At 54.7% G+C, this 13671-nt stretch carries 13 protein-coding genes; 12 read left to right on the top strand and 1 reads right to left on the bottom strand.

All coding sequences use genetic code 11. The features are described 5' to 3' along the window. Positions 1-485 precede the first annotated feature (485 nt). The 11 genes from hyaA to ACLD4K_RS11980 all read left to right on the top strand — a co-directional run bounded on the left by hyaA (position 486) and on the right by ACLD4K_RS11980 (position 12440). The gene (hyaA, locus tag ACLD4K_RS12030; RefSeq protein ID WP_001058312.1) at positions 486-1604 is read left to right on the top strand and encodes a hydrogenase 1 small subunit; all 1119 of its coding nucleotides are present in this window, start codon (positions 486-488) and stop codon (positions 1602-1604) included. Beyond that, a complete protein-coding gene (hyaB, locus tag ACLD4K_RS12025) occupies positions 1601-3394 on the top strand; it encodes a Ni/Fe-hydrogenase large subunit (RefSeq protein ID WP_000070982.1) in 1794 nt (597 codons plus the stop codon). Before hyaA ends, hyaB begins: the two co-directional genes overlap by 4 nt. Before the next feature lie 18 nt (positions 3395-3412). Further along, positions 3413-4144, top strand: coding sequence for a Ni/Fe-hydrogenase b-type cytochrome subunit (gene hyaC, locus ACLD4K_RS12020; RefSeq protein WP_000147031.1), 732 nt, complete (start codon positions 3413-3415; stop codon positions 4142-4144). Next, a complete protein-coding gene (gene hyaD / locus ACLD4K_RS12015; protein ID WP_079834964.1) occupies positions 4141-4737 on the top strand; it encodes a hydrogenase 1 maturation protease in 597 nt (198 codons plus the stop codon). The genes hyaC and hyaD overlap by 4 nt, the downstream gene beginning before the upstream one ends. Then, on the top strand, positions 4727-5131 hold the full coding sequence (gene hyaE, locus ACLD4K_RS12010) for a hydrogenase-1 operon protein HyaE (protein ID WP_411011922.1): 405 nt from the start codon (positions 4727-4729) through the stop codon (positions 5129-5131). Before hyaD ends, hyaE begins: the two co-directional genes overlap by 11 nt. Next, entirely contained in the window at positions 5128-5976 is an 849-nt protein-coding gene (locus ACLD4K_RS12005; RefSeq protein WP_411011921.1) for a hydrogenase expression/formation protein, read from the top strand. The genes hyaE and ACLD4K_RS12005 overlap by 4 nt, the downstream gene beginning before the upstream one ends. Positions 5977-6050: 74 nt before the next feature. After that, on the top strand, positions 6051-7595 hold the full coding sequence (gene appC / locus ACLD4K_RS12000) for a cytochrome bd-II oxidase subunit 1 (RefSeq protein ID WP_000263613.1): 1545 nt from the start codon (positions 6051-6053) through the stop codon (positions 7593-7595). A gap of 11 nt (positions 7596-7606) precedes the next feature. Next, the gene (gene appB / locus ACLD4K_RS11995; protein ID WP_411011920.1) at positions 7607-8743 is read left to right on the top strand and encodes a cytochrome d ubiquinol oxidase subunit II; all 1137 of its coding nucleotides are present in this window, start codon (positions 7607-7609) and stop codon (positions 8741-8743) included. 12 nt (positions 8744-8755) lie between these two features. Continuing rightward, positions 8756-8845 carry a cytochrome bd-II oxidase subunit CbdX gene (gene cbdX / locus ACLD4K_RS11990; RefSeq protein WP_000270306.1) on the top strand — a complete coding sequence of 30 codons (90 nt, stop codon included), beginning with the start codon at positions 8756-8758 and terminating at the stop codon, positions 8843-8845. A gap of 394 nt (positions 8846-9239) precedes the next feature. Then, positions 9240-10514 (top strand): Glu/Leu/Phe/Val family dehydrogenase, encoded by a 1275-nt coding sequence (locus tag ACLD4K_RS11985; protein WP_001526439.1) that lies wholly within the window; start codon positions 9240-9242, stop codon positions 10512-10514. Between the two features lie 213 nt (positions 10515-10727). Then, a complete protein-coding gene (locus ACLD4K_RS11980) occupies positions 10728-12440 on the top strand; it encodes an alpha,alpha-trehalase (RefSeq protein ID WP_411011928.1) in 1713 nt (570 codons plus the stop codon). Positions 12441-12502: 62 nt separating this feature from the next. Here the strand turns inward: ACLD4K_RS11980 and ACLD4K_RS11975 are convergent, their stop codons facing one another. Then, complete coding sequence (locus ACLD4K_RS11975) at positions 12503-12757, bottom strand: GlsB/YeaQ/YmgE family stress response membrane protein (protein ID WP_000511323.1); 255 nt, start codon at positions 12755-12757, stop codon at positions 12503-12505. 168 nt (positions 12758-12925) lie between these two features. On the opposite strand from ACLD4K_RS11975, the gene ycgR reads away from it, so the two are divergent. Beyond that, positions 12926-13660, top strand: coding sequence for a flagellar brake protein YcgR (gene ycgR / locus ACLD4K_RS11970; protein WP_411011919.1), 735 nt, complete (start codon positions 12926-12928; stop codon positions 13658-13660). Positions 13661-13671 lie beyond the last annotated feature (11 nt).

The following is a 13671-nucleotide window of genomic DNA, read 5'->3' as shown; positions in this document are numbered from 1 at the left end:
TCTTTCAAACAGTCTCTTTTTTGCATTCCTTTAAAACCAGCACCACCATTTTATATAAAAATCATCACGAAGTATGCTTCTTTTAACGATGACATCAAATCCTCCCTCCTTTTGCGTCAACTTACGTATCCCTGAAATGGCGAGACCAGGCTAAATCTACCCGAGGTTGCTCGCTGAAAACCTCATCCTGGAACAAGCTCAACCGTCCTTCCCCGCCACGGCCCTTTCGCCGAAAAACCGATAATGGGTATAAATATACCGCTATAAGCTATACCCACACACTTCACATTGTTTCTTATCGTTAATCAGATACGCTTTTTTCACATTATTTCTGGCGATATACGCCGGTGCAAAGTGAATCGGGCTCGTTTCCGCGCTCTCGCGTAACACAATGATTTACCTTGCTGGCGGAACGTCAACGGACCCGCAAAAGCGCCTTATGCCCCTGGCGGAGCGTGGTGCAAAAAGGAGAAAAAATACGCGTTATGAATAACGAGGAGACCTTTTATCAAGCCATGCGTCGTAAGGGAGTGACCCGACGCAGCTTTCTCAAATTCTGTAGCCTTGCCGCCACATCGCTGGGTCTGGGCGCCGGAATGACGCCAAAGATCGCCTGGGCGCTGGAGAATAAACCGCGGATTCCGGTGGTCTGGATTCATGGACTGGAATGCACCTGCTGTACCGAATCCTTTATCCGTTCCTCGCACCCGCTAGCCAAAGATGTGATCCTCTCGCTGATTTCCCTCGATTATGACGACACCCTGATGGCCGCCGCCGGCGCACAGGCCGAAGAAGTCTTCGACGATATTACCACTCGCTACGCCGGGAAATACATTCTGGCGGTGGAAGGCAATCCGCCGTTAGGAGAACAAGGGATGTTCTGTATCAGCGGCGGCCGCCCGTTTATTGAAAAACTGAAGAAAGCCGCCGCGGGCGCCAGCGCTATTATCGCCTGGGGAAACTGCGCCTCCTGGGGTTGCGTCCAGGCCGCCCGCCCCAATCCAACCCAGGCAACGCCTATCGATAAAGTGATCACCGACAAGCCGATCGTGAAAGTCCCTGGATGTCCGCCAATCCCGGATGTCATGAGCGCCATTATCACCTATATGGTGACGTTTGATCGTCTGCCGGAACTCGATCGCATGGGCCGTCCACTGATGTTCTACGGTCAGCGTATCCACGATAAATGCTACCGTCGCGCCCATTTTGACGCCGGTGAATTTGTCGAGAGCTGGGATGATGACGCCGCCCGCAAGGGATACTGTCTGTACAAGATGGGCTGTAAAGGGCCAACCACCTATAACGCCTGCTCCTCCACACGCTGGAATGACGGCGTCTCCTTTCCTATCCAGTCCGGTCACGGATGTCTGGGATGTTCAGAAAATGGTTTCTGGGATCGCGGCTCGTTTTATAGCCGCGTGGTGGATATTCCCCAGATGGGTACCCATTCAACCGCCGATACGGTGGGGCTGACCGCGCTGGGCGTGGTCGCGGCGGGCGTTGGCGGTCACGCTGTCGCCAGCGCGCTCAACCAACGTAAACGCCACAAACAACAGTTAGCGCAAGCCGAACAACAGCCGGACAATGAGGATAAACAGGCATGAGTAACCAGTATCAAACCCAGGGTTATACCGTTAACGACGCCGGTCGTCGTCTGATCGTGGACCCGATTACCCGCATCGAAGGGCATATGCGCTGCGAAGTGAACATTGATGAGCAAAACGTCATTACCAATGCCGTTTCCTGCGGCACAATGTTCCGCGGGCTGGAGATCATTCTGCAAGGCCGTGACCCGCGTGACGCCTGGGCGTTTGTTGAGCGTATTTGTGGTGTCTGTACCGGGGTACATGCTCTGGCATCGGTGTACGCTATCGAAGATGCGATTGGTATCCAGGTACCGGATAACGCCAATATTATACGTAACATCATGCTGGCTACGTTGTGGTGTCACGATCATCTGGTCCATTTTTATCAGTTAGCCGGCATGGACTGGATTGATGTTCTGAATGCGCTGAAAGCCGATCCGCGCGCCACCTCGCAGTTGGCGCAAAGCCTTTCCGCCTGGCCGATGTCATCGCCGGGCTACTTCTTTGACGTACAAAATCGATTAAAGAAATTTGTCGATGGCGGCCAGCTTGGGATATTCCGTAACGGCTATTGGGGACATCCACAGTACAAACTGTCGCCAGAGGCTAATCTGATGGGGTTTGCCCACTATCTTGAAGCCCTCGACTTCCAGCGCGAGATCGTCAAAATCCATACCATATTTGGCGGTAAGAACCCCCATCCTAACTGGATCGTCGGCGGAATGCCGTGCGCGATCAATCTCGATCAAAGCGGCGCGGTCGGGGCTATCAATATGGAGCGCCTCAACCTGGTGCAGTCGATCATCACCCGCACCGCCGACTTCATTAACAACGTGATGGTTCCGGACGCGCTGGCTATCGGCCAGTTCAATAAAGCATGGAGTCAAATTGGCACCGGTCTGTCGGATAAATGCGTGCTGAGCTACGGCGCATTTCCGGACATTGCCAACGACTTCAGCCAGCAAAGCCTGTTAATGCCGGGCGGCGCGGTGGTCAATGGCGATTTTAAAAATGTCATGCCGGTAGATTTGGCCGATCCGCAGCAGATACAGGAGTTTGTGGATCACGCCTGGTACCGCTATCCGGACGATCGGCTGGGGCGTCATCCTTTTGACGGCATTACCGATCCCTGGTACAACCCGGGTGATGTCAAAGGCAGCGATACGCATATCCAGCAGCTCAACGAGCAGGAACGTTACTCCTGGATTAAAGCGCCGCGCTGGCGGGGTCATGCCATGGAAGTCGGCCCGCTTGCCCGAACGCTTATCGCGTACCACAAAGGGGACGCCGCCACCATAGAGTCGGTAGATCGCATGATGTCCGCCCTTAAACTGCCGCTCTCCGGTATCCAGTCTACGCTTGGCCGTATTTTATGCCGCGCGCACGAAGCGCAATGGGCCGTCGGTAAGCTGCAGTATTTTTTCGACAGGCTTATGACCAACCTGAAAAACGGCGACCTGGCCACCGCCAATACCGAGAAATGGGAACCGGCCAGTTGGCCGCAGCACTGCCGCGGCATCGGTTTTACCGAAGCGCCTCGCGGAGCGTTGGGACACTGGGCGTCAATACGCGATCAGAAGATTGAACTCTATCAGTGCGTGGTTCCCACCACCTGGAACGCCAGCCCGCGCGATCCTAAAAAACAGATCGGCGCCTATGAAGCGGCATTGATGGGAACACAAATGGCGATTCCCGACCAACCGTTAGAAATCCTGAGGACGCTGCACAGCTTCGACCCCTGCCTCGCCTGCTCAACCCACGTGCTCGGCGACGACGGCAGCGAACTGATTGCCGTCCAGGTACGCTAAGCGTTAAGGAAAAGAACGATGACTGGAAAGCTATCTCCACGCGTCGGGGAGGCGCGTGATACTGCCGTCAGCCACTATGTGTTTGAAGCGCCGGTACGCCTGTGGCACTGGCTAACGGTGGCCTGCATGTTGGTACTGATGGTAACAGGCTACTTCATTGGCCGACCGCTGCCGTCGGTGAGTGGCGAGGCGACCTATCTGTTTTATATGGGCTATATCCGGCTGATCCACTTTGCCGCCGCGATGATCTTTACCGTGTTACTGCTGGGGCGAATTTATTGGGCCTGTGTCGGCAACCGCTATTCGCGAGAGCTGTTTATCGTCCCGGTCTGGCGTCGCAGTTGGTGGCAAGGCGCTTTCTCCGTGGTTCGCTGGTATCTGTTTCTGGAGAAAAAACCGGGGAGCGACATCGGACATAACCCTGTCGCGCAGGCCGCGATGTTCGGCTATTTCCTGTTATCGGTATTTATGATCCTCACCGGTTTCGCTCTGTTTGGCGAGCATAGCCAGTACGCCATCTTTGCGCCGTTCCGCTATGTGGTTGAATTTTTCTACTGGACCGGCGGCAACTCCATCGATATTCACAGCTGGCACCGACTGGGCATGTGGCTGATCGCCGCCTTCATCGTCGGGCACGTTTACCTCGCTATCCGGGAAGACATTATGTCCGACGATACGGTGATCTCCACCATGATCAATGGCTATCGCAGCCATAAATTCCCCAAACCGCACGACAAGGAGCCCTCATGAATGCGCAACGCATAGTGGTGATGGGGTTAGGAAACCTGCTGTGGGCCGATGAAGGATTCGGTATCCGGGTCGCGGAGCGTTTGTATGCCCGATATCACTGGCCTGAAGAGGTAGAAATTGTGGACGGCGGTACGCAAGGGCTAAATCTGTTAGGTTATGTAGAGCAAGCCAGCCATCTCCTGCTCCTTGATGCGATCGATTACGGTCTGGCGCCGGGCAGCCTGCGAACCTATGCCGGCGAGAAAATCCCCGCGTATCTCAGCGCCAAAAAAATGAGCCTGCATCAAAACAGTTTTTCCGAAGTTCTGGCGCTGGCCGACATCCGCGGGCATCTGCCCTGTCACATTGCGCTGGTCGGCCTGCAACCGGCGCTACTGGACGACTACGGCGGTAGCCTGAGCGAAATAGCTCGCGGCCAGCTACCGGCGGCGGAACTGGCCGCCCTGGCGCAACTGGCCGCCTGGGGGATCGTACCGCAGGCAAATGAGGTCGCACGCTGCCTGAACTATAAATGCCTGTCGATGGAAAATTATGAGGGAGTGCGCATACGTCAGTATCAGACACGTCTGGAGGGCAAGAGAAGTGGCGAATGACACCCCGTTCTCTGCGCTATGGCAACGCCTGTTAACCCGGGGATGGCAACCGGTAGAGGCTTCCACGGTAGACGACTGGCTCAAACGGGTTGGAGATGGCGTCATCCTGTTAAGTAGCGATCCGCGGCGTACGCCGGAAGTCAGCGATAACCCGGTGATGATTGCCGAGCTCCTGCGTGAGTTCCCGCAGTTTGACTGGCAGGTGGCGGTGGCCGACCTTGAACAAAGCGAAGCTATCGGCGATCGTTTTAATGTGCGTCGGTTTCCGGCGACCTTGGTTTTTACAGACGGCGAGCTGCGCGGCGCGCTCAGCGGCATTCATCCCTGGGCTGAACTGCTCACGCTGATGCGTTCGATGGTTGACACTCCCGCAGCGCAGGAGACAGCACAATGAGCAACGCCTTTTTTCATCTGCTGGGGCCAGGTACGCAGCCTGATGACGCCAGTTTCTCGATGAATCCCTTACCGCTCACCTGTCAGGTCAATGGCGACCCAAGTATGGCGGCGCTGGAGCGCTGCGCTCACAGCCCGGCGGTGATGGCATTGTTGACCGATCTGCGAGGTCAGCTTGCCCGGCGCATCCCGGAAGTCGGCGACGTGCTGGGATGGGAGTTATCTCCCCTGAATGCCGATGATCTCTCATTCCTCAATACGTTATTGGGCGAAGGCGAAGTCTCGGTACGCATTCAGCATCCGGACGGGAGTGAAAGCGAGATCCAGGAGACCATCTTCTGCGGCCTGTGGCGGGTACGCCATCTGCATAACCGACGTCTGCTGACGGATCGTCTGGAAGCAGGTAGCGCGCCCCTGACATTATGGCAAACGGCTACCGCCGATACATTGCCTGACGACTCTCTGCTGCCTCCGCCTGTCGCTGGCCTGATGAATGGACTGCCGCTGGCCCATGAATTATTGGCGCACGTACGCGATCCGGCGTCGCAACCTCACAGCATCAATTTGACCCAACTGCCGCTCAGCGAGGCCGATCGTCTTTTTCTGGCGCGTTTATGCGGACACGGGAACATCCAGATTCGCATCTCCGGGTATGGCGAAAGCCAAATCAACGCCACAGCATTGCGCCATCTCTGGCATGTGCGCTGTCTGGACGCCCTTAAAGGGCCGTTGCTCGATAGCTATGAGATTTGTCCTTTGCCGGAGCTGGTACTGGCGGCCCCGGAAGATCTGGCCGATTCGCGCCAGCGCCTGGATGAAGTCTGCCGATGGCTGGAGACGCGCTAACGCTCTCAACAGGAACGTCACCGGTGTCCGGTACTGATTAGCTTTTTACTCTCTTTCTGCCTACAGGAGTTAGCATGTGGGATGTCATTGACTTATCGCGCTGGCAGTTTGCGCTGACCGCGCTGTATCACTTTTTATTTGTTCCTCTTACGCTTGGGCTGATTTTTTTGCTGGCCGTCATGGAGACGATCTATGTGGTGACGGGGAAAACCGTCTACCGCGATATGACGCGTTTCTGGGGCAAGCTCTTCGGGATCAATTTTGCTCTCGGTGTGGCTACCGGCCTGACCATGGAGTTTCAGTTCGGGACTAACTGGTCGCTCTATTCCAACTATGTGGGCGATATTTTCGGCGCGCCGCTGGCGATGGAAGCGTTACTGGCCTTCTTTCTCGAATCCACTTTTGTCGGCCTGTTCTTTTTCGGCTGGCAGCGGCTGAATAAATACCAACACCTGCTGGTCACCTGGCTGGTGGCCTTCGGCTCCAATATTTCAGCATTATGGATTCTGAATGCCAATGGCTGGATGCAGTATCCTACCGGCGCTCATTTCAACATCGATACATTACGGATGGAAATGAGCAGCTTCAGCGATCTGGTCTTTAACCCGGTGAGCCAGGTGAAATTCGTCCATACCGTCATGTCCGGTTATGTCACCGGCGCCATGTTTATTATGTCCATCAGCGCCTGGTATCTGCTACGTGGCCGCGAGCGTGAGGTGGCCTTGCGCTCGTTTGCTATCGGCTCAGTATTCGGCACCCTGGCCATTCTGGGAACCCTGCAACTGGGGGACAGTTCGGCCTACGAAGTCGCCCAAATTCAGCCGGTGAAACTGGCGGCGATGGAAGGCGAATGGCAAACCGAACCCGCGCCCGCGCCGTTTCATCTGATTGCCTGGCCGCAGCAGGAACAGGAGCGTAATGCGTTTGCCGTGAAGATCCCTGCTCTGCTGGGTATTCTGGCCACCCATTCGCTGGATACGCCGGTTCCGGGGTTAAAAAACCTGATGGACGACGCTCTGCCGCGCCTGAAGCGTGGCCGGGAGGCCTGGCTGCTCATGCAGGAGATAGCGCAAGGCAATCGCTCGCCGCAGGTACTGAATGCGTTTCACGCCGTTGAGGGCGATCTGGGGTACGGCATTCTGCTGGCGAAATATGCCCCGGATATGAACCATGTGACGCCGGAGCAATATCGTGCGGCCCAGCGTGGCGCTATTCCTCAGGTGGCGCCGGTGTTCTGGAGTTTCCGTATTATGGTCGGCTGCGGTTCGCTGCTGTTAGTGGTGATGTTGATTGCGTTGATACAGACGCTGCGAATGCGTATCGACCAGCATCGCTGGGTATTGCGTATGACGCTCTGGAGCCTGCCGTTACCGTGGATTGCCATTGAAGCCGGTTGGTTTATGACGGAGTTTGGCCGTCAGCCCTGGGCGATTCAGGACATTCTGCCGACCTGGTACGCTCACTCCGCGCTGACGCCGGGCCAGTTGGCCTTCTCAATGGGGCTTATCCTCGGACTTTACACCCTGTTTTTAATCGCGGAAGTCTATCTGATGCAGAAGTACGCGCGTCTTGGGCCGAGCGCCATGCAACATCAACAACAAGCGCAACAACAGGGATAAAGGAGACAATCATGTTGGATTATGAAACGTTGCGGTTCATTTGGTGGCTGCTGATCGGCGTCATCCTGGTGGCATTTATGGTAACTGACGGATTTGATATGGGTGTCGGTTGCCTGCTCCCGCTGATAGCGCGCAACGATGACGAACGCCGGGTATTGATCAATAGCGTGGGCGCCCACTGGGAAGGAAACCAGGTATGGTTGATTCTCGCGGGCGGGGCATTATTCGCCGCCTGGCCACGGGTCTATGCCGCCGCGTTTTCCGGTTTTTATGTGGCGATGATCCTGGTGCTGTGTGCCCTCTTCTTTCGCCCGCTGGCCTTTGATTATCGGGGTAAAATCGCCAATGCCCGCTGGCGCGCGCTGTGGGATACCGGTCTGGTTATCGGCAGCCTGGTTACCCCAGTTGTATTCGGCATCGCGTTCGGCAACCTGTTTTTAGGCGTGCCGTTTGCCTTCACGCCGCAGCTTCATGTTGACTATTTTGGTACCTTCTGGCAGTTACTCTCGCCCTTTGCCCTACTGTGTGGATTATTGAGCCTGTCGTTGGTGATTATGCAAGGAGGCGTCTGGTTACAGTTGAAAACGGAGGGCGTTATTCGTCAACGGGCTCTGTCGGCCACCCGCCACAGCGCGCTGCTGATCGTGATCTGCTTCCTGCTGGCCGGTTACTGGCTGTGGGCCGGCGTTGATGGCTTTGTCTTACTCACGCAAGATGCCAACGGTCCTTCCAATCCGCTCTTAAAAGGCGTGGCGATACTCCCTGGCGCATGGATGAACCACTTTATACGCTCGCCGCTACTGCTCATCATCCCGTTGCTCGGTATGATCCTGCCGATTCTGGCTTTCTATGCCTGCCTTCGCGGTCAGACTATTCGTGGATTTCTGTTCGCTTCCCTGACCCAGGCCTGCGTCATCTTTACCGCCGGCATAACGCTATTTCCTTTTGTGATGCCGTCGAGTGTTAGTCCTCTCTCCAGCCTGACGGTGTGGGACAGCACCTCCAGCCAGATGACGCTCGAAATCATGCTGGTGATTGTGCTGATTTTTCTGCCGATCGTACTGCTCTATACGCTATGGAGCTATTACAAAATGTTGGGGCGTATCAACCTGGAGACCCTCCGCCGCAACGATCATGAACTTTATTAGGGAGCGAGAGCGATGTGGTATTTACTGTGGTTTGTCGGCATTCTGCTGATGTGCTCACTGTCGACGCTGGTGCTGGTGTGGCTTGAGTCGCGTCAACAATAAAGAGGTAAACCGGGGCCAGCGCCGTCTGACTCCGGTTATTTTTATCTTTTTACGCGCCTGGCGAAGACGTTTCCCCGCCGACAGAACGACATAACATTGATACATGTCGTTATCATAATGTTTACTTTTAGAGGTGCGTCATAATTATGACAAATAGCCGCCTTGCACATATTACGCATATTTAAGCAATTAATTGCATAATTAGCGATATATCACCTCTTATAGCGGATAGTTAACCACTTCTCATCCAAAATCATAACGAAAATCCAACTGCCTGCCATTTTTGATCTGAGTTAATTGTTTAAAAAAGTGTTAAATTTATCGCTACATGGTGTGATCTACTATGTACCACGGTCAATTAAAGAACATATTACTTTTATCACTAAGGTTTATCATGGATAAGTTATCTTACGCTTCAGATAGCAGCACATCTGCCTGGAATACCTACCTGCAACAAATCGAGCGTGTGGCCCCTTATCTGGGCGAGTTATCCCCCTGGGTGGATACTCTGCGCCACCCAAAACGCGCTCTGATCGTCGATATTCCGGTACAAATGGATGATGGCACTATTCGTCATTTCGAAGGATATCGCGTGCAGCACAACCTCTCCCGAGGTCCGGGTAAAGGCGGTGTTCGCTACCATCCTGACGTTGATCTCAATGAAGTGATGGCCCTGTCAGCATGGATGACCATCAAATGTGCCGCGCTGAATCTGCCGTACGGCGGCGCCAAAGGCGGCATCCGCGTCGATCCGTTCTCGCTGTCGGAAGGTGAACTGGAGCGTTTGACCCGCCGCTATACCAGCGAGATCGGCATTATCATCGGGCCGCAGAAAGATATTCCTGCGCCGGATGTCGGCACTAACGGTAAAGTGATGGCCTGGATGATGGATACGTATTCCATGAATCATGGCACGACGGTCACTGGCGTCGTCACCGGTAAGCCTATCCATCTTGGCGGTTCGCTGGGCCGTGAAAAAGCGACGGGGCGCGGCGTTTTCGTCAGCGGGCTGGAAGCCGCGCGTCGGGCGAATATCGCCGTTGAAGGCGCTCGCGTTGCGGTTCAGGGTTTTGGTAACGTCGGCAGCGAAGCCGCGCGTCTGTTTGCAGGCGCTGGCGCCCGTGTCGTGGCGATTCAGGATCATACCGCGACGCTGTTTAACGCCACCGGTATTGACATGAAAGCGCTCACGGCATGGCAGACAGAACACAAACAGATTGCCGGTTTCCCGGGCGCGGAAACTATCGCCAGCGATGCGTTCTGGCGTCTGGAGATGGATATTCTGATCCCGGCGGCGCTTGAAGGCCAGATAACTCGTCAGCGCGCGGAAGCCCTGACGTGTAAGCTGGTGCTGGAAGGGGCTAACGGCCCGACCTATCCGGATGCTGATGATGTTCTGGCCAGCCGTGGTATCCTTGTGGTGCCTGACGTGGTCTGTAACGCAGGCGGCGTAACCGTCAGCTACTTCGAATGGGTACAAGATATGGCCAGCTTCTTCTGGAGCGAAGAAGAGATCAACGCGCGCATGGACAAAATCATGACCGACGCGATCGTCCATGTCTGGGAGAAAGCGGCTGAGAAATCCTGTTCTCTGCGCACCGCAGCCTATATTGTCGCCTGTGAGCGCATTCTGCTGGCCCGTAAAGATCGCGGTATCTATCCGGGTTAAGGCGACAAATCATTACGCTAAAATCCACGTCCCGGCGTGGATTTTTTGTCTGTATACCCCGTTTTCCACGCGCGCGCCTATAAACTCTGTCTCAATAAAATGTCTGTTTGTTCGCAAAATAGCGGTTCAATCACGCGTATCTGGTCATCGTAGACTAAGGTTTTGTCATGGTAAATGCCGTTGGCTTTGGCTCACCGCTAAGGAGATAACTTGATGATACCCCCAGAGATTCGCCGTTCTGTTCTACTGCAGAAAGCCATAAAACTGGCGCTGGCAGGGACGCTGCTGACGTTTGCATCGTTTTCGGCAACTGCCGCAGACCCGTCTTCCGACACTGAAACTCCGCAGCCGCCGGATATTTTGCTTGGCCCGCTCTTTAATGATGTCCAGAATGCAAAACTCTTCCCCGATCAGAAAACCTTTGCTGATGCCATACCTAATAGCGATCCGCTCATGATTCTTGCGGATTATCGTATGCAGCGGAACCAGTCCGGCTTCGATTTGCGTCATTTTGTTGATGTTAACTTCACCCTGCCGAAAGCGGGTGAAAAATATGTCCCGCCTGCCGGGCAGTCATTGCGTGAACATATTGATGGCCTGTGGCCAGTGCTGACCCGTTCAACTAAAAACGTCGAAAAGTGGGACTCGCTCTTGCCGTTGCCTGAATCCTATGTCGTGCCGGGTGGGCGATTCAGAGAGATTTACTACTGGGACAGCTACTTTACGATGCTGGGGCTGGCGGAAAGCGGGCACTGGGATAAGGTGGCGGATATGGTGGCGAACTTTGGTTACGAAATTGACGCCTGGGGGCATATTCCCAACGGCAACCGTACCTACTACCTGAGTCGTTCGCAGCCGCCTTTCTTTGCGTTTATGGTTGAGTTACTGGCGCAACATGAAGGTGACGATGCGCTGAAAGAATACCTGCCGCAACTGCAAAAAGAGTACGCCTACTGGATGGAGGGCGTTGAGACATTGCAGCCAGGGCAACAAAACCAACGCGTCGTCAAACTGGAAGACGGCAGCGTTCTCAACCGCTACTGGGACGATCGGGATACGCCCCGCCCTGAATCCTGGGTTGAAGATATCGCTACCGCCAAAAGCAACCCCAACCGCCCGGCAACGGAGATCTATCGGGACCTCCGATCTGCCGCCGCCTCCGGCTGGGATTTCAGCTCCCGCTGGATGGATAATCCGCAGCAGCTCAGTACCATTCGTACCACCACGATTGTCCCTGTCGATCTTAACGCTCTGCTGTATCAGTTGGAGAAAACCCTCGCCCGCGCCAGCGCTGCGGCGGGCGATCGGGCCAAAGCCTCGCAATATGACGCGCTGGCCAACGCGCGGCAAAAAGCCATTGAAATGCATCTGTGGAATAACAAAGAGGGTTGGTATGCCGACTACGATCTGCAGAACAATAAAATCCGTAACCAACTCACCGCTGCCGCGCTGTTCCCGCTCTATGTAAACGCCGCCGCGAAAGATCGCGCCGCGAAAGTGGCAGCGGCGGCCCAGGCGCATCTGCTACAGCCTGGCGGGCTGGCTACCACCTCGGTTAAAAGCGGACAGCAGTGGGATGCGCCAAACGGCTGGGCGCCGTTACAATGGGTCGCTGCCGAAGGATTACAAAATTATGGGCAGGATGACGTGGCAATGGAAGTCACCTGGCGCTTTTTAACCAATGTGCAGCACACCTACGATCGCGAGAAAAAACTGGTCGAAAAATATGACGTCAGCAGTACCGGAACCGGCGGTGGCGGCGGCGAATATCCCCTTCAGGACGGCTTTGGCTGGACCAACGGCGTGACGCTGAAAATGCTCGATCTGATTTGTCCGCAGGAAAAACCGTGTGATAGCGTACCGTCTACTCGTCCGGCATCGTTAAGCGCAACGCCGATAAAAACGCCGTCTGCAGCGACGCAGTAACGCGTGTTTATAGTAGGTTGACCCGGCGCTGACCGGGTCAACGCTTAAACGTTTTGCAGCGGTTAGCCGCGTCGCAGAAGGCGGAAAATCACCAGCACCACGATCGCGCCCACCACGGCGACCAGGAAACTGTGCAGATTAAAGCCGCTGATACTGCCGCCAATACCAAACATCGTCGCCAGCCATCCGCCAACGACCGCCCCGACAATACCGAGAATACAGGTCAGGATAAATCCCCCGCCATCGCGCCCTGGCATAAGCAATTTGGCGATAACGCCGGCAATCAAACCAAAAACAATCCAGGCGATAATTCCCATTTGCAAATCCTCTTTCCAGTAAAAACGTTTTAAGTATAGGCAAAGTCGAGCGTCGCATTTCTGAACACTGATTTATCTCGCGGACATAAAAATTTATTTATCGCTATTAAGTTCTTTCTACCGATGCCGATAACCCAACGATAGTCTGCGTATCAGGGGTTATTTCGTGTGAGTGGTTACAATGAGCAGTTCCTGAAAAAAAATCCATTAGCGATATTAGGCGTGCTACGGGATTTAAATAAAAATCAGGTTCCACTGCGTATTTCATGGGCGCATGGTCAATTCATCAGTAAAATTTTGGTGGTAGCCCCGGAAAAACTCATCGTGGATTACGGCAGCCAGGAATATGAAAATAGCGCCGTATTACGCGCCGGGCAGGTAGCCATTATCGCAGAAACGCAGGGCGCAAAAGTCGAGTTCACGTTGCCGCAACTCGTTACAGGCGAATATCAGCGGCTGCCGGCCTTTATCACGCCCCTGCCGTCGTCACTGTGGTTTATCCAGCGCCGGGAGTATTTTCGCATTGGCGCGCCGCTGTATCCGCCTTATTACGGCGTCACCACGCTACCGGACACCCGTACGTTACATTTTCGCCTGTTTGATCTTTCCCTGGGCGGCATGGGCGCGCTACTGGAATCCGCCATCCCCGACGGACTAATCGAAGGCGCACGCTTTTCGCAGGTTGAACTGAACATGGGGCCATGGGGGATTCTTCACGTTGACGCCCAGCTTATCGCCATCAGCGAGCGTAAAGTGATTGATGGGAAAAATGAAACGATCACCACTCCCCGCCTGAGCTTTCGTTTCCTTAACGTTAGCCCGGCGGTGGAGCGGGAGTTGCAGCGGATTATTTTTTCGCTTGAGCGCGAGGCCCGAGAAAGAGCGAATAAAGTGCGAGAATAATCTTCACACTA

Origin of the sequence: Salmonella sp. 741265055_HSA, assembly GCF_046569525.1 — a bacterium.
Taxonomy (GTDB): Bacteria; Pseudomonadota; Gammaproteobacteria; order Enterobacterales; family Enterobacteriaceae; genus Salmonella; species Salmonella enterica.
Note: the sequence above shows the minus strand (reverse complement) of the source record. Positions and strands in the feature narration are given on the sequence as shown.

Excerpts from the sequence above, each read along its gene's own strand:
- hyaA (WP_001058312.1), top strand. The coding sequence starts at position 486 with ATGAATAACGAGGAGACCTTTTATCAAGCCATGCGTCGTAAGGGAGTG.
- hyaB (WP_000070982.1), top strand. The coding sequence starts at position 1,601 with ATGAGTAACCAGTATCAAACCCAGGGTTATACCGTTAACGACGCCGGT.
- hyaC (WP_000147031.1), top strand. The coding sequence starts at position 3,413 with ATGACTGGAAAGCTATCTCCACGCGTCGGGGAGGCGCGTGATACTGCC.
- hyaD (WP_079834964.1), top strand. The coding sequence starts at position 4,141 with ATGAATGCGCAACGCATAGTGGTGATGGGGTTAGGAAACCTGCTGTGG.
- ACLD4K_RS12005 (WP_411011921.1), top strand. The coding sequence starts at position 5,128 with ATGAGCAACGCCTTTTTTCATCTGCTGGGGCCAGGTACGCAGCCTGAT.
- appC (WP_000263613.1), top strand. The coding sequence starts at position 6,051 with ATGTGGGATGTCATTGACTTATCGCGCTGGCAGTTTGCGCTGACCGCG.
- appB (WP_411011920.1), top strand. The coding sequence starts at position 7,607 with ATGTTGGATTATGAAACGTTGCGGTTCATTTGGTGGCTGCTGATCGGC.
- cbdX (WP_000270306.1), top strand. The coding sequence starts at position 8,756 with ATGTGGTATTTACTGTGGTTTGTCGGCATTCTGCTGATGTGCTCACTG.
- ACLD4K_RS11985 (WP_001526439.1), top strand. The coding sequence starts at position 9,240 with ATGGATAAGTTATCTTACGCTTCAGATAGCAGCACATCTGCCTGGAAT.
- ACLD4K_RS11980 (WP_411011928.1), top strand. The coding sequence starts at position 10,728 with ATGATACCCCCAGAGATTCGCCGTTCTGTTCTACTGCAGAAAGCCATA.
- ACLD4K_RS11975 (WP_000511323.1), bottom strand. The coding sequence starts at position 12,757 with ATGGGAATTATCGCCTGGATTGTTTTTGGTTTGATTGCCGGCGTTATC.